The organism is Pseudomonas putida (assembly GCF_002906855.1).
GTDB lineage: Bacteria > Pseudomonadota > Gammaproteobacteria > Pseudomonadales > Pseudomonadaceae > Aquipseudomonas > Aquipseudomonas putida_N.
The window spans coordinates 1,780,747-1,795,433 of sequence record NZ_MINI01000038.1 but is presented as its reverse complement, the minus strand read 5'-3'; the positions used below and the strand labels follow the sequence as shown (position 1 = coordinate 1,795,433).

13 protein-coding genes and 1 pseudogene are annotated in these 14,687 nt (G+C 64.2%); 5 read left to right on the top strand and 9 right to left on the bottom strand.

Going from position 1 to position 14,687, the window contains the following annotated elements; genetic code table 11:
- Nucleotides 1-40: 40 nt before the first annotated feature.
- Nucleotides 41-523, bottom strand: coding sequence for a GAF domain-containing protein (locus tag BGP85_RS20935; RefSeq protein ID WP_103449686.1), 483 nt, complete (start codon nucleotides 521-523; stop codon nucleotides 41-43).
- A 2-nt stretch (nucleotides 524-525) separates the two neighbouring features.
- Complete coding sequence (locus tag BGP85_RS20930) at nucleotides 526-1,413, bottom strand: ATP-binding protein (protein WP_103449685.1); 888 nt, start codon at nucleotides 1,411-1,413, stop codon at nucleotides 526-528.
- 76 nt (nucleotides 1,414-1,489) lie between these two features.
- On the opposite strand from BGP85_RS20930, the gene BGP85_RS20925 reads away from it, so the two are divergent.
- Entirely contained in the window at nucleotides 1,490-3,844 is a 2,355-nt protein-coding gene (locus BGP85_RS20925) for a hybrid sensor histidine kinase/response regulator (RefSeq protein WP_103449684.1), read from the top strand.
- On the opposite strand, the gene BGP85_RS20920 is transcribed toward BGP85_RS20925, so the two are convergent.
- Nucleotides 3,834-4,322: a glutathione peroxidase gene (locus tag BGP85_RS20920; protein WP_103449683.1), complete on the bottom strand. Its 489-nt coding sequence runs from the start codon at nucleotides 4,320-4,322 to the stop codon at nucleotides 3,834-3,836. The two genes, BGP85_RS20925 and BGP85_RS20920, sit on opposite strands and share 11 nt — an antisense overlap.
- Before the next feature lie 2 nt (nucleotides 4,323-4,324).
- A complete protein-coding gene (gene msrB / locus BGP85_RS20915) occupies nucleotides 4,325-4,726 on the bottom strand; it encodes a peptide-methionine (R)-S-oxide reductase MsrB (protein ID WP_103449682.1) in 402 nt (133 codons plus the stop codon).
- 178 nt (nucleotides 4,727-4,904) lie between these two features.
- Here msrB and BGP85_RS20910 point away from each other — a divergent pair, with 178 nt between their 5' ends.
- Entirely contained in the window at nucleotides 4,905-6,116 is a 1,212-nt protein-coding gene (locus tag BGP85_RS20910; protein WP_085675507.1) for a pyridoxal phosphate-dependent aminotransferase, read from the top strand.
- Between the two features lie 276 nt (nucleotides 6,117-6,392).
- On the top strand, nucleotides 6,393-7,280 hold the full coding sequence (gene htpX / locus BGP85_RS20905; RefSeq protein ID WP_003259721.1) for a protease HtpX: 888 nt from the start codon (nucleotides 6,393-6,395) through the stop codon (nucleotides 7,278-7,280).
- Nucleotides 7,281-7,328: 48 nt separating this feature from the next.
- Here the strand turns inward: htpX and BGP85_RS20900 are convergent, their stop codons facing one another.
- Entirely contained in the window at nucleotides 7,329-7,976 is a 648-nt protein-coding gene (locus tag BGP85_RS20900) for a thiopurine S-methyltransferase (protein WP_103449681.1), read from the bottom strand.
- Nucleotides 7,977-8,077: 101 nt separating this feature from the next.
- On the opposite strand from BGP85_RS20900, the gene BGP85_RS20895 reads away from it, so the two are divergent.
- Entirely contained in the window at nucleotides 8,078-8,830 is a 753-nt protein-coding gene (locus BGP85_RS20895; protein WP_103449680.1) for a DODA-type extradiol aromatic ring-opening family dioxygenase, read from the top strand.
- A gap of 57 nt (nucleotides 8,831-8,887) precedes the next feature.
- On the opposite strand, the pseudogene BGP85_RS20890 reads toward BGP85_RS20895, so the two are convergent.
- A pseudogene (locus tag BGP85_RS20890) lies at nucleotides 8,888-10,613 on the bottom strand (DEAD/DEAH box helicase).
- A gap of 306 nt (nucleotides 10,614-10,919) precedes the next feature.
- On the bottom strand, nucleotides 10,920-11,675 hold the full coding sequence (locus BGP85_RS20885) for a spermidine synthase (RefSeq protein WP_103449678.1): 756 nt from the start codon (nucleotides 11,673-11,675) through the stop codon (nucleotides 10,920-10,922).
- 117 nt (nucleotides 11,676-11,792) lie between these two features.
- Here BGP85_RS20885 and BGP85_RS20880 point away from each other — a divergent pair, with 117 nt between their 5' ends.
- On the top strand, nucleotides 11,793-13,139 hold the full coding sequence (locus BGP85_RS20880; RefSeq protein WP_103449677.1) for a class II 3-deoxy-7-phosphoheptulonate synthase: 1,347 nt from the start codon (nucleotides 11,793-11,795) through the stop codon (nucleotides 13,137-13,139).
- Here the strand turns inward: BGP85_RS20880 and BGP85_RS20875 are convergent.
- Both BGP85_RS20875 and BGP85_RS20865 read right to left on the bottom strand, forming a co-directional pair.
- A complete protein-coding gene (locus BGP85_RS20875; RefSeq protein WP_103449676.1) occupies nucleotides 13,120-14,340 on the bottom strand; it encodes a winged helix-turn-helix domain-containing protein in 1,221 nt (406 codons plus the stop codon). The two genes, BGP85_RS20880 and BGP85_RS20875, sit on opposite strands and share 20 nt — an antisense overlap.
- Nucleotides 14,341-14,459: 119 nt before the next feature.
- A complete protein-coding gene (locus BGP85_RS20865) occupies nucleotides 14,460-14,678 on the bottom strand; it encodes a DUF1127 domain-containing protein (RefSeq protein WP_027919490.1) in 219 nt (72 codons plus the stop codon).
- Nucleotides 14,679-14,687: the final 9 nt, after the last annotated feature.

Genomic DNA, 14,687 nt, shown 5'->3' with positions numbered 1-14,687 from the left:
CTGTACCGGCCTCTTCGCGGCCGGTACAGGCAGCACAGCATCAGCAGTCGGTCAGCTCCAGGAAGATCGCTGCCAACCTTTCCAGCCCCACCTGGTCCGCCTCACTGAAACGCGCCAACTTCGGGCTGTCCAGATCCAGCACGCCAATCAACCGCCCTTCCTTCACCAGCGGAATCACCAGTTCGCTGGCGGACGCACTGTCACAGGCGATATGCCCCGCAAACGCATGCACATCCTCGACCCGCTGGGTCTGCCGGGTAGCCGCGGCCGCGCCACACACGCCCTTGCTGAACGGAATGCGCACGCAGGCCACCTGGCCCTGGAACGGGCCGAGCACCAGCTCTTCGTTGCGGTTGAGGTAGAATCCCGCCCAGTTCAGGTCGTCTACCTGGTTGTAGAGAAACGCCGAAAACTGCGCGGCATTGGCGATGAAGTCGCGCTCGTCGGCGAACAGCGCCTGCACTTGCGCGGCCAGCAGGTTGTAGCCGTCGAGGCCGGCGCCACTGGCATTGAGGTCGATCATGTTTACTTTTGCTCCAGCAATTGCAGCCCGACCCAGTAGCGGGCGAACTGATAGGCACAACGGCCATTACGGTTGCCGCGGCCTGTGGCCCAGCGCACGGCGAGAATTTCCAGGGCTTCGTCACGCTGCCAGGCCAGGCCAGCAGGGCGGGCCAGCTGGCCGATCCAGTGCTCGACCACGTCGAGGAAGTGTTCCTGGCTGAACGGGTAGAACGACAGCCACAGGCCGAAGCGGTCGGACAAGGCAATCTTGTCTTCCACCGCCTCATTGGGGTGCAGCTCGCCGTCGATCATTTTCCAGTTTTCGTTGTCGCTCTGTTTTTCCGGCACCAAGTGGCGGCGGTTGGACGTCGCGTACAGCAGCACGTTGTCCGGCGCCTGCTCCAGCGAGCCGTCGAGCACGCTCTTGAGCACCCGGTAGTCGCCTTCCCCGGCTTCGAACGAGAGGTCGTCGCAGAACAGGATGAAGCGCTGCGCCAGCTTCTGCAGCTGCTCGACGACGCGCGGCAGGTCGGCCAGGTGGTCGCGCTCGATCTCGATCAGGCGCAGCCCGGCATCGGCATGCTCAGCCAGCAGGGCGCGCACCAGCGACGACTTGCCGGTGCCTCGCGAGCCCCACAGCAAGGCGTGGTTGGCCGGCATGCCGTTGATGAACTGATGGGTGTTGCGGCCCAGCTGCTCGCGCTGTTTATCCACGCCAATCAGGTCAGTCAGGCGGATGTCCAGGCTGACGTCCAGCGGCATCAGGTAGCCGGTGCGGCCGTCGCGCTGCCAGCGCGCAGCCAGAGTGGTGCTCCAGTCGATCTGCGGGCGCGGCGCCGGCAGCAAGGGTTCGAGACGCGCCAGCACCGATTCCGCGCGTTCCAGGAAAGCATTCAAGCGAGCGTCCATGACGACTCCTAGCAAGACAGGTGAGATTTAAAGCTGAATGTGTGACAGGCCCGCCAGCAGCCGGGGCTGATCGGCTATGCTTGCGCAGCGCAAGGGACGTGAAACCGGCTCGGGACTCATGGATATCAAGTTCACCAATCGCCTGTCATACAAGCAAGCCCGGTTGACAGTCCTGGTCGGCTTCATCCTGGGAACATTGCTCAGTCTCATCCAGATCGGCATCGATTATGCCAGCGAAGACGCATCCATCAACCGCGAAGTGCGGGCGTTGCTGCAAATCAGCCACAATCCGGCCTCGCGCATCGCCTACAACATCGATTCGGAGCTGGCCCTGGAGCTGACCCGCGGCCTGCTGCAGTCACCGGCGATCATCCGTGCACGGCTGATCGACAACAACGAAACCGTACTGGCTGACGTCGAGCGCCCGCGCCTGCACGATCGCTACCGAATGTTGAGCGACTTCCTGTTCGGCGAGCAACGCCAGTTCAAGGAGCGCCTGTTCCTCACCCACATGCCCGACGAATATCTCGGCACGCTGTACCTGGACGTCGACACCTACGCCTTCGGCAGCCGTTTCCTCGACCGCGCCGGGGTCACCCTGCTCAACGGCTTTGCCCGCAGCCTGGTGCTCACCGGTATTCTCCTGGCACTGTTCCACAGGCTGCTGACCAAGCCGTTGGTGACGGTGATCGGTGCCCTCACCGGCCGCGACCCGCGCCAGCCCGGGCAAACGCGGGTGAACTGCCCGCCCGGCCACGAACTCGACGAGATCGGTGTGCTGGTCAAGGTCGCCAACCAGCAGTTCGTCAGCATGTCCACCGAGATCCAGCAGCGGCGCACTGCGGAAAACCGCCTGACCCAGTACCTCAACGAACTGGAGGACATCGTCTCGGCACGTACCGAAGAGCTCAAGGCCAGCAACAGCCGCCTCAGCCAGTCCAACCAGGAGCTGGAAGAGGCCCGCCAGCGTGCCCTCGACATGGCCCAGGCGCGCGCGGCCTTCCTGGCCAACATGAGCCACGAGATCCGCACCCCGCTAAACGGCATGCTCGGCATGATCGCCCTGGCCCTGGACAGCCCGCTGGCCGGTGAGCAGCGCCAGCAGCTGTCGATCGCCCATGACTCGGGCAAGGTGCTGGTGGAGTTGCTCAACGATATCCTCGACCTGTCCAAGTTCGATGCCGGGCAGCTGGAGCTGGAACGCATTCCGTTCGACATGGGCGCGATGGTCGAGGACACCGCCAACCTGCTGTCGCAGAACGCTGCGCAAAGCGTCGAGCTGACCTGCCTGATCGCCGACCGCTTCCCCAGTTCGGTGCTGGGCGACCCGACGCGGGTGCGCCAGGTGGTCAGCAACCTGTTGTCCAACGCCCTCAAGTTCACCCGCTTCGGCCGCGTCGACGTGCGCCTGGTAACGATCGTCGGCGGCGTGCGCCTGGAAGTGCGCGACACCGGCATCGGCATTCCCGAAGCGGCCCAGGCGCGCATCTTCCAGCCGTTCACCCAGGCGGGCGCCGGCATCACCCGCCAGTACGGCGGCACCGGGCTGGGGCTGGCCCTGACCCGCAACCTGTGCAAGGCCATGCAGGGCCATCTGCACATCCAGTCCGAGCCTGGCTTTGGCAGCCGCTTCAGCGCCGAACTGCCGCTGACCACCCACACCGAAGCCATCGCGCCGGCCGCCCTGCAGGGCAAGGTGGTCGCCCTCAGCGACGCCGGCAGCGGCCTCAGCGAACTGCTGCAAGGCCTGCTGCCCGGCTGGGGGCTGGATTACCAGCGGCACGACAGCAGCACAGCCCTCGACAACAGCATCGACCTGCTGATCACCGACGACCTGGAGCAGCTGTTCCAGCTGCGCCCGGCCCTGAAGGCCCCCATCCTGCTGGTGACCGCCTACGGCAACTTCCTGCCCAGCGAGCAATCGGCGCAACTGGCGCCACTGCACCAGCTGGCCCGGCCACTGGCGCGCAACGCCCTGTACCAGACCTTGCGCCGCACCCTGCAGGGGCATGCCCCGGAGCACCCGCTGGCCACCCCGCTGCTCACCGTCGCCGACGGCCGCGCGCGCATCCTGCTGGTAGAAGACAACCCGGTGAACCAGCTGGTGGCCAAGGGCATGCTGGCCAAGCTCGGCTGCCAAGTGCAGGTCGCCACCCAAGGCGTCGAGGCTCTGGAATGGCTGGAGCGGGAAGACTTCGACCTGGTGCTGATGGACTGCAACATGCCGGTGATGGACGGCTATGAAGCCAGCCGGCGGATTCGCCAGAGCGGACGCTGGCCGGAGCTGCCGATCGTCGCCCTGACCGCCAACGCCATGCCCGAAGAGCGCGAGCGCTGCCGCGCGGCGGGCATGAGCGACTACCTGGCCAAGCCGTTCCGCCGCGAGGAGCTACTGGCGCTGATCGACCACTGGGTGCCGCTCAGCGGCTGAGCAGGCGCTGGATGTCAGCTTCCAGGGCCTGGGGCTTGGTGGTCGGCGCGTAGCGGGTGACTTTGCCGCTGGCCGGGTCGACCAGGAACTTGGTGAAGTTCCATTTGATCTTCTGCGTGCCCAACAGGCCAGGGGCGCGCTGCTTGAGTTCGACGAACAGCGGATGTGCGCCAGGGCCGTTGACCTCGATCTTGCGAAACAGCGGGAAACTCACGCCGAAATTGGCTTCGCAGAACTGGGCAATGTCCCGCGCATCACCCGGCTCCTGCTTGCCGAACTGGTTGCAAGGGAAGCCCAGCACCACCAGGCCGCGCTCGCGGTAGTCCCGCCACAACTGCTCAAGGCCCTTGTACTGCGGGGTGAAGCCGCACTGGCTGGCGGTGTTGACCACCAGCAGCGCCTTGCCGACGAAGTCGCCGAGCTTTTTCTGCTCGCCGCCCAGGGTCACGCAGGGGATGTCCAGCATCGATCCGGCCATTTTCAGGCTCCGTCGCGGGGTTTGAAGTCCAGGCATACCGAGTTGATGCAGTAGCGCAGGCCGGTCGGTGGCGGGCCGTCGGGGAACACGTGGCCCAGGTGCGCATCGCACTGGGCGCAGGTGACCTCGGTGCGGATCATGCCGTGGGAGGTGTCGCGGATCTCGACCATCGCGCTCTCCTCGATCGGCGCGTAGAAGCTCGGCCAGCCGCAGCCGGAATCGAACTTGGTCTGCGAGTCGAACAGCGGCAGGTCACAGCAGATGCAGTGGTACACGCCGGCACGGCGCTCGCTGTTGTACTTGCCGCTGAACGGCCGTTCAGTGCCCTTGAGGCGGCACACCTGATACTGGGCGGGGTCGAGCATTTCGCGCCATTCTTCAAGTGTCTTGTCGATCTTTTGCATAAGTGAACCTCGGCAGGCTGAATTTCACCTCACGCCGTCTTTTCCGTAGCGCGGGTGGCACGTATATTAGTTGGCTTCGTGTGCAAGGCTTCCAGTCTGGCACCCGCTTCCTGCCCTTTCAAACCTTTCGAACGTTTCGCAAAGGGCCGCAGTGCGTATTCTCAATCGGGACCACATCATGCAGTTCAGCAAATCGAACAAGCTCGCCAATGTCTGCTATGACATTCGCGGCCCAGTGCTCAAGCACGCCAAACGCCTGGAAGAGGAAGGCCACCGCATCCTCAAGCTGAACATCGGCAACCCGGCGCCGTTTGGCTTCGAGGCGCCGGACGAAATCCTTCAGGATGTGATCCGCAACCTGCCCACCGCCCAGGGCTACAGCGATTCCAAGGGCCTGTTCAGCGCGCGCAAGGCAGTGATGCAGTACTGCCAGCAGAAGGAGATCGAAGGCGTCACCATCGAGGACATCTACCTCGGCAACGGTGTCTCCGAGCTGATCGTGATGTCGATGCAAGCGTTGCTGAACAACGGCGATGAAGTACTGATCCCGGCCCCCGACTACCCGCTGTGGACCGCCGCGGTGAGCCTGGCCGGTGGCAAGCCGGTGCACTACCTGTGCGACGAGCAGGCCGACTGGTTCCCGGACCTGGAAGACATCAAGGCCAAGATCACCCCGAACACCAAGGCCCTGGTGATCATCAACCCGAACAACCCGACGGGCGCGGTGTACTCCAAGGAACTGTTGCTGGGCATGCTGGAACTGGCCCGCCAGCACAACCTGGTGGTGTTCTCCGACGAGATCTACGACAAGATCCTCTACGACGAAGCCGTGCACATCAGCACCGCCTCGCTGGCCCCGGACCTGCTGTGCCTGACCTTCAACGGCCTGTCCAAGTCGTATCGAGTGGCCGGTTTCCGCTCCGGCTGGCTGATCATCTCCGGGCCCAAGCACCACGCCCAGAGCTACATCGAAGGCATCGACATGCTGGCCAACATGCGCCTGTGCGCCAACGTGCCGGCCCAGCATGCCATTCAGACGGCCCTGGGCGGCTATCAGAGCATCAACGACCTGGTGCTGCCGCCAGGCCGCCTGCTGGAACAGCGCAACCGCACCTACGAGCTGCTCAACGAAATCCCGGGCGTCAGCTGCGTGAAGCCGATGGGCGCGCTGTATGCATTTCCGCGGATCGACCCGAAGGTCTGCCCGATCCTCAACGACGAGAAGTTCGCCCTCGACCTGCTGTTGTCGGAAAAGCTGCTGATCGTTCAGGGCACGGCGTTCAACTGGCCGTGGCCGGACCACTTCCGCGTGGTGACCTTGCCGCGAGTGGATGACCTCGAAGCCGCGATTGGTCGGATCGGTAACTTCCTGCGGACTTATTCGCAGTAGCTGATGGCCTCTTCGCGGGACAAGCCCGCCCCTACAGAGTCACGCAATCCTCTGTAGGAGCGGGCTTGCCCCGCGAATGGGCTGCAAAGCAGCCCCCTGCACTATCGCAGGATGTTTCTTACATCCTGCAACGCTCTATCTCACTGCCCGCGCAAAATCCTCTGCCATACTCCGCCGTACACAGTTTGAAATAGTCGCCCGATTGAATCCTGGCGGCCGGGACCTTATATACCCCGCAGTAAGCGACAACTCATCCGTCAGGAGAACGTAACAACCATGATGCGCATTCTGTTGTTTGTAGCCACCAACCTTGCGGTGGTGCTGGTTGCAAGCATTACCCTGAGCCTGTTCGGCTTCAACGGGTTCATGGCCGCCAACGGGGTTGACCTCAACCTCAGCAGCCTGCTGGTCTTCTGCGCCGTGTTCGGCTTCGCTGGCTCCCTGGTCTCGCTGTTCATCTCCAAGTGGATGGCGAAGATGACCACCGGTACCCAGATCATCAGCCAGCCGCGCACCCGCCACGAGCAGTGGCTGCTGCAAACGGTCGAAGAGCTGTCCCGCGAAGCGGGCATCAAAATGCCAGAGGTGGGCATTTTCCCGGCCTACGAGGCCAACGCCTTCGCCACTGGCTGGAACCGCAACGACGCGCTGGTCGCGGTATCCCAAGGCCTGCTGGAGCGCTTCTCGCCCGATGAAGTGCGCGCTGTGCTGGCCCACGAAATCGGCCACGTGGCCAACGGTGACATGGTCACCCTGGCGCTGGTGCAGGGCGTGGTGAACACCTTCGTGATGTTCTTCGCCCGCATCATCGGCAACTTCGTCGACAAGGTGATCTTCAAGAATGAAGAGGGCCAAGGCATTGCCTACTACGTGGCGACCATCGTCGCCGAGCTGATCCTGGGCATCCTCGCCAGCATGATCGTCATGTGGTTCTCGCGCCGCCGCGAGTACCGTGCCGACGAAGCCGGTGCGCAACTGGCCGGTACCGCTGCAATGATCGGCGCCCTGCAACGCCTGCGCGTGGAACAAGGCCTGCCGGTGCACATGCCCGACACCATGAAGGCCTTCGGCATCAATGGCGGCCTCAAGCACGGCCTGGCCGGCCTGCTGATGAGCCACCCGCCGCTGGAAGACCGCATCGAGGCCCTGCGCCGCCGCGGTTGATCCATCAGGCAAAAAAGGGCGACTTCGGTCGCCCTTTTTCGTTTTCGCTCAGAACTTCACGCGATATACCCGCTCAACCAGGCTCTTGACCCCGGCCTGCAGGAACTTCGGGCTCTGGCTGATCACTTCCTGCGCTTCGAGCGCCTCGACCTGCCAACCGGCAAACCCGTGCCTCACCTCATCGTCGGCCACCGAAAACGGCGGCCCGGCCAGCAGTTCCTGCTGATAATCCAAGGTCACCAGCAGCCCGGCACCTGTCGGCAATACCTGCGACAGCAAACGCATGTAATCCACACGCATTTCAGGTGGCAGGGCAATCAGTGCGGCGCGATCGTAGAGCGCCACGCAATCCGCCACATCCGCCGCGCGCAAGGCGAAGAAGTCGCCACACCACAGCTCCACATCGCCACTGCGCCAGACTTCGAAGGCACCCTGTTGCGCCACCTGTGGCTCCAGCCCATGCTCACGAAAAAAGGCCTGCACCGCCTGCCGTGACAGCTCGACCCCCAACACTCGGTGCCCCTGCCCCGCCAGCCAGGCCAGGTCAAGGCTCTTGCCACACAGCGGCACCAGCACGCGGCTGCCCGGCGCCAGCTGCAGCTGTGGCCAATACTGTTGCAGATAAGGGTTCACCTGCGCTTGATGAAAACCGATCTGGTTGTCGGCCCACCGCTGCTGCCAGAACGCTGGCTCCATGATCACTCCCGATTTTTAGATGGATTGTCGGCAAAACTTGGTTTGGATTTCGATCGGTAGTTGATCGAAGATGATTGCATCATAACCCTCAGGACCCCGCCATGCTGCCCAGCCTGTTCATTTCCCATGGTTCTCCCATGCTTGCCTTGCAACCCGGCGCCAGCGGGCCGGCATTGGCCGGGCTGGCCAACGCCCTGCCACGACCGAAAGCGATTGTGGTGGTGTCAGCGCACTGGGAAAGCCGCGAGCTGCTGGTGACCAGCGGCGCGCAGCCAGAGACCTGGCACGACTTCCACGGCTTCCCGCCGGCGCTGTACGCGGTGCAGTATCCGGCGCCTGGCGAACCAGCCCTGGCCAGCCGAGTCGCTGAATTGTTGCAGGCCCGCCTGGACCCCCAGCGCCCCTTCGATCACGGCGCCTGGGTGCCGCTGTCGTTGATGTACCCGGATGCGAGCATTCCGGTGATTCAGGTTTCGTTGCCCAGCCAGATGGGGCCGGGGTTGCAAGTCAAGGTTGGCCAAGCGCTGGCGAGGCTGCGTGCTGAAGGCGTTTTGCTGGTGGGTTCCGGCAGCATCACGCACAACCTGGGTGAACTGGACTGGCATGCCGGGCCGAATGTGATCGAGCCCTGGGCCATGGCATTCCGGGACTGGGTGGTGGAGCGGCTGAAGGCAGATGACCAGGCTGCGTTGCTGGATTACCGTAAACAGGCGCCGTTTGCGGCGCGCAACCATCCAAGCGATGAGCATTTGCTGCCGCTGTTCTTTGCCCTGGGGGCTGGTGACAGGTTCGGCATCGTGCACCAGGGCTTCACCCTGGGGGCGCTGGGGATGGACATTTACCGGTTCGACTGAAGGGCCAGGCAAAAAAAATCCCCGACCTAGGCCGGGGATTTTTTCATTGCATCAGGATCAATCTTCGCGATAACGGCGCAGCTTCAGCTGCTTGCCGGCTACACGAGTGTCCTTGAGCTTGGTCAGCAGACGCTCCAGGCCATCTTCCGGCAGCTCGATCAGGCTGAAGCTGTCGCGCACCTGGATGCGGCCAATGGCGTCACGGGCCAGGCCACCTTCGTTGAGGATCGCGCCCAGCAGGTTCTTGGCGGCGATACCGTCACGGGCACCCAGGGCGGTACGGCAACGCACGCGGCCTTCGGCCAGCGGCATTGGCGCACGACGCTCGCGGTCACCACCACGGTCGCCACGATCACCACGGTCGCTGCGCTCACCACGCTCGGTACGCTCGCCACGCGGGGCGAAGCTCGGTACCAGCGGCTGCTCGCGCTCTACGGCGGCCAGGTCCAGCGCCTGGCCGTTGGTGGCCTTGCGCAGCAGGGCCGAAGCCAGGGCGCGAGCGCTGCAGCCGAGGTCGGCAGTCAGACGGTCGAACAGCTCGCCATGGGTGGCTTCTGCTTCAGCAACCAGCGGCGCCAGGCTGTTGGTCAGCTTCTTGATGCGGGCGTCCAGTACAGCCTGGGCGTTCGGCAGGCGGGCTTCGGCAACCTTCTGCCCGGTCACGCGCTCGATCACCTGCAGCATGCGGCGCTCACGCGGGGTGACCAGCAGCAGTGCACGGCCATCGCGACCGGCACGGCCGGTACGGCCGATACGGTGCACGTAGGATTCCGGGTCGTACGGCATGTCGACGTTGAACACGTGAGTGATGCGCGGTACGTCCAGACCACGGGCAGCGACGTCGGTGGCGACGACGATGTCCAGGCGGCCATCCTTCAGCGAGTCGATCACGCGCTCACGCTGATTCTGGGCGATGTCGCCGTTCAGCGCAGCAGCCTTGTAGCCCTTGGCTTCCAGCGCGGCGGCCAGGTCCAGGGTGGCTTGCTTGGTGCGCACGAAGGCGATCAGCGCGTCGAACTCTTCGACTTCCAGCAGACGCAGAACAGCCGGGATCTTCTGGTCGGCGTGGACCATCAGGTGGGCCTGGTCGATCGCGGTGACGGTCTGGGTCTTGCTCTGGATCTTGACGTGCTTGGGCTCGCGCAGGTGGCGTTCGGCGATCGAGCGGATCGACGACGGCAGGGTTGCGGAGAACAGTACGGTCTGGCGGCTGGCCGGGATGGCATCGAAGATCACTTCGAGGTCGTCCATGAAGCCCAGCTTGAGCATTTCGTCGGCTTCGTCCAGTACCAGGTACTGTACGGTCGACAGGACTTTCTCGTCACGACGCAGGTGGTCGCACAGACGGCCCGGGGTAGCGACGACGATTTGCGCGCCGTTGCGAATGGCACGCAGCTGTGGGCCCATCGGGGCACCACCGTAGACGGCCACTACATTAACGCCCGGCATCTGCTTGGCGTAGGTTTCGAAAGCGGTAGCTACTTGCAGCGCCAACTCACGGGTTGGCGCCAGGATCAGGGCTTGCGGTTCGCGCTTGCTCACATCGATCTTGTTGAGGATCGGCAGGGCGAAGGCAGCGGTCTTGCCGGTGCCAGTCTGCGCCTGGCCGATCATGTCGTGACCGGCGAGGATGATCGGGATCGATTGTTGCTGAATGGCGGACGGCTCTTCGTAGCCGGTAGCCAGAACGGCAGCAACAATGTTCGGATTAAGATCGAGAGCGGCGAAGCCGCCGGTTTCCTGGGTCATGGGTCTGCCTCTAAGTGCATCCGCAAAGACCCATGCTGCAAAGCTGCACATGCCTTGAAAGACCGGAACGGTCACCCAGGCAGCTTTGTCGGCGGGGATTTGCGAAAACGATTGAAAAAGAAAACTTTAGGAAGGTCCGCCTAGCGGACGTGCAGCCGAAGCTGGACTCGGAGGATTTGCACCACCTGATTTTGAGGTCCGCTAAAAGACCGGCGCGTACTATACCCGAAAAAATAGTGGGGAGTGAGTAAATTTTTCTGGCCCAACGACCAGTATCGGGCCATCAGGCAGAGATAGCTGAATCGTTTTTCTGTAACACCGCGAAGCAGGCGACGCGGTCTCAAGTAGCAGGCCGGATCTCGCGGATCAACCCTTCCAGGCTATACCCCAAACGTGGCGCCAGGGCCTCGGCCCGCGCCCGCAGGGCATCGAGATCCAGTTGCTGATCCAGGTCCGCCGGCACCAGCAGGATCACATTGCCCTCCTTCACCGGCAGTTCCCAGTAATGCCGGTGGTACAACCCGCGCAACAGCGCCGCGCCCAGCGGTTTGCCGTCGTCGTTGGCCCACTGGTTGATCACCAGCCAGCCACCTGGGTTGAGTTTCTTCTGACAGTTCTCGAGGAACTTCCACGCCAGGTGCCCGACGCCCGGCCCGTAATCGGTATACAGGTCGACGAACAGCAGGTCGGCCTGCTCTGCCGTGGGCAGCAACTCCAGGGCGTCGCCAATGCGCACGTACAGCCGCGGGTCATCGTCCAGCCCCATGTATTCCATGGCCAGGCGCGGCACGTCCGCACGCAGTTCGATGGCCTCGATGTCTTCGAGCGGCAGGAACTTCATGCAGGCCTGGGTCAGGGTGCCGGCACCCAGGCCGAGAAACAGCGCACTCTCCGGCTGTTCGTGGCAAAGCGCGCCGACCAGCATGGCGCGGGTGTAGTCGTACTCCAGCCAACTCGGATCGGAGGTGAACACGCAGCTCTGCTCGATGGCATCGCCGAACTCAAGGAAGCGGTAATCCTCCACCTCGTACACGCTGATGACGCCAAAGGCATCCTCGACCCGGGCCAACAGCTTCTCTTCCCGCTCCGTCGCCATCTACCTGCCACCCGCCCGCGCAAAAACGCGCATTGTCCGTCAACGCCCCGGATGCAACAAGCTCGGCGCCGCTGTTACCATGGCAGGCAGCCTATAACAGACAAGACCGAGCCCGTGATGAACCGACCGTGGAGCCCCGACAGCTGGCGCGCCCTGCCGATCCAGCAGCAACCGACCTACCCCGACGCCGCGCACCTGCTCAAGGTCGAGCAGACCCTGGCCAGCTACCCGCCGCTGGTCTTCGCCGGCGAGGCGCGCGAGCTGCGCCGGCAGTTCGCCGAGGTCACCGAGGGCCGTGCCTTCCTGCTGCAGGGCGGCGACTGCGCAGAGAGCTTCGCCGAGTTCTCGGCGGCGAAGATCCGCGACACCTTCAAGGTGCTGCTGCAGATGGCCATCGTCATGACCTTCGCCGCCGGCTGCCCGGTGGTGAAGGTCGGGCGCATGGCCGGGCAGTTCGCCAAGCCGCGCTCCTCGGGCGACGAAACTATCGGCAATGTCACGCTGCCGGCCTACCGTGGCGACATCGTCAACGGCATCGGCTTCGACGAGAAGAGTCGCGTGCCGGACCCGGAACGCCTGCTGCAGGCCTACCACCAGGCCACCGCCAGCCTCAACCTGCTGCGCGCCTTCGCCCAGGGCGGTTTCGCCGACCTGCACCAGGTGCACAAGTGGAACCTCGACTTCATCGCCAACTCGGCGCTGGCCGACAAGTACCACCAACTGGCCAACCGCATCGACGAAACCCTCGCCTTCATGCGTGCCTGCGGCCTGGACAGCGCGCCACAACTGCGCGAAACCAGCTTCTTCACGGCCCACGAAGCGCTGTTGCTCAACTATGAAGAAGCCTTCGTGCGCCAGGACAGCCTGACCGGCGACTACTACGACTGCTCGGCCCACATGCTGTGGATCGGCGACCGCACCCGCCAGCTTGACGGCGCCCATGTCGAATTCCTGCGCGGCGTGCACAACCCGATCGGAGTCAAGGTCGGCCCGAGCATGAACCCCGAAGAACTGATCCGGCTGATCGACACGCTCAACCCGAGCAACGACCCCGGCCGCCTCAACCTGATCGTGCGCATGGGCGCCGGCAAGGTCGGCGCGCACCTGCCGGGGCTGATCCGCACCGTCGAGCGCGAGGGGCGCAAGGTGCTGTGGAGCTCCGACCCGATGCACGGCAACACCATCAAGGCCAGCAGCGGCTACAAGACCCGCGACTTCGCGCAGATCCTCGACGAGGTGAAGCAGTTCTTCCAGGTGCACCAGGCCGAGGGCAGCCATGCGGGCGGTATCCATATCGAGATGACCGGGCAGAACGTCACCGAGTGCATCGGCGGCGCCCGGCCAATCACCGAGGATGCCCTGTCCGACCGCTACCACACCCACTGCGATCCACGGATGAACGCTGATCAGTCGCTGGAGCTGGCCTTCCTGATCGCCGAAACCCTCAAGCAGGTGCGGCGCTGAGCAAGGCCTGACGCAACTGGCTGCCTTCAGCCCGAGGGCAGTTCAGTTGCACCCGCTCCAGGCCCAGCCACTGGGCCATGCGCAGCAGATTACACGCCAGGGCATGGTAGCCCTGCGCGTCCAACGCTATCGATTCCGCGTGTACGGCATGCACCGCCAGTTGCCCCTGGGCGCGCTCGGCGCGCAGGTCCAGGCGCGCGGCGATGCGTTCGCGGTAGAGGAACGGCAGCACGTAGTAGCCGTATACCCGCTTGTGCGCAGGGGTGTAGATCTCCAGGCGAAAATGGAAATCGAACAGCCGCTCGGTGCGGTTGCGTTCCCAGACAAGCGAATCGAACGGCGACAGCAACGCGCTGGCCTCGATGCGCCGGGGGATGCGCGGTGAACCGGCGCAGTAGGCCGGCTGCTTCCAACCCTGTACCTCGACCGGCTGCAGGCGGCCATCGGCGACCAGCTCGTGTAGCGCCGCCCTACCCTGGCCAGGCTCGAGGCGGAAGTAGTCGCGCAGGTCGCGCTCGGTGGCCACGCCCAGCGCCGTGGCGGCATGCAGCATCAGGCCTTGATGGGCTTCGGCTTCGCCCGGCAGCGCCTGGTCGAGGATCGCCTTGGGCAGGACCCTTTCCGGGACATCGTAGAGCCGCTCGAAACCGCGCCGCCCCGCCACCGTGACTTCACCGGCGGCGAACAGCCATTCCAGCGCGTGCTTTTCTTCGCTCCAGTCCCACCACGGGCCGGCCCGCGCCTGCCGGGTGGACAAGCTGCCCGCACCCAGTGCGCCCTGTTCGCGCACGGTGGCCAGCACGCGGGCGATCAAGTCCTGGCGTTCGCGGCCGAACTGCGCGAGCTGGCGGTAGATACCGCGGCCATCGGCGGCATGGGCCATGCGCCAACGCAGCAGCGGATAGAGGTTCAGGGGTAACAGCGAGGCTTCGTGGCCCCAATACTCGAACAGCTGGCGCTGGCGACCACGGCCCCAGGCGAGTTGGTCGAGCATTTCCGGCGGGTAGCCGCCGAGGCGGGAGAACAGCGGCAGGTAATGGGAGCGGACCACGGCGTTGACCGAGTCGATCTGCACGACGCCCAAGCGTTGCAGCATGCGTTTCAGTGCGGGCAGGGTCGGAGGGGCGTCAGGCTGTTTGCCGAATCCCTGGGCTGACAGGGCCAGGCGGCGGGCCTGGCTGATGGACAACTTGAGCGGCAAGCCTGATCTCCTTGTGGTGTCTGTTACGGCCCTTTCGCGGGGCAAGCCCGCTCCTACAGGGGAACGCGTTTCCTTGTAAGAGAGGGCTTGCCCCGCGAAGAGGCCATAACAGGTTTAGCCTATTTCCGCAGGGGATCATCCCAGAAATGCCGCTCGGCCTCTTGCTGGATATCCGCCCGGCTCAAGCCCAGGTCATGCAGGGTCGCATCACTCAGGCTGGCCAGTTCCTGGCGCTGGCGGTAAAGCTGCAGCCACCGGGCCGGGCGGTCCAGGGCCACGTGCCACAGGTGGTTCAAGGAAAAGGCAGGTTGCTGGATGCTGCTGACATGACCTTTCATCGTGAAGCC

What these genes read in the sequence shown, in the direction of transcription:
- BGP85_RS20910 (WP_085675507.1), top strand. Translation starts at nt 4,905, where the DNA reads ATGCAGTTCAGCAAATCGAACAAGCTCGCCAATGTCTGCTATGACATT.
- BGP85_RS20920 (WP_103449683.1), bottom strand. Translation starts at nt 4,322, where the DNA reads ATGGCCGGATCGATGCTGGACATCCCCTGCGTGACCCTGGGCGGCGAG.
- BGP85_RS20895 (WP_103449680.1), top strand. Translation starts at nt 8,078, where the DNA reads ATGCTGCCCAGCCTGTTCATTTCCCATGGTTCTCCCATGCTTGCCTTG.
- BGP85_RS20925 (WP_103449684.1), top strand. Translation starts at nt 1,490, where the DNA reads ATGCTTGCGCAGCGCAAGGGACGTGAAACCGGCTCGGGACTCATGGAT.
- BGP85_RS20930 (WP_103449685.1), bottom strand. Translation starts at nt 1,413, where the DNA reads ATGGACGCTCGCTTGAATGCTTTCCTGGAACGCGCGGAATCGGTGCTG.
- BGP85_RS20900 (WP_103449681.1), bottom strand. Translation starts at nt 7,976, where the DNA reads ATGGAGCCAGCGTTCTGGCAGCAGCGGTGGGCCGACAACCAGATCGGT.
- BGP85_RS20935 (WP_103449686.1), bottom strand. Translation starts at nt 523, where the DNA reads ATGATCGACCTCAATGCCAGTGGCGCCGGCCTCGACGGCTACAACCTG.
- msrB (WP_103449682.1), bottom strand. Translation starts at nt 4,726, where the DNA reads ATGCAAAAGATCGACAAGACACTTGAAGAATGGCGCGAAATGCTCGAC.
- BGP85_RS20865 (WP_027919490.1), bottom strand. Translation starts at nt 14,678, where the DNA reads ATGAAAGGTCATGTCAGCAGCATCCAGCAACCTGCCTTTTCCTTGAAC.
- BGP85_RS20885 (WP_103449678.1), bottom strand. Translation starts at nt 11,675, where the DNA reads ATGGCGACGGAGCGGGAAGAGAAGCTGTTGGCCCGGGTCGAGGATGCC.
- htpX (WP_003259721.1), top strand. Translation starts at nt 6,393, where the DNA reads ATGATGCGCATTCTGTTGTTTGTAGCCACCAACCTTGCGGTGGTGCTG.
- BGP85_RS20880 (WP_103449677.1), top strand. Translation starts at nt 11,793, where the DNA reads ATGAACCGACCGTGGAGCCCCGACAGCTGGCGCGCCCTGCCGATCCAG.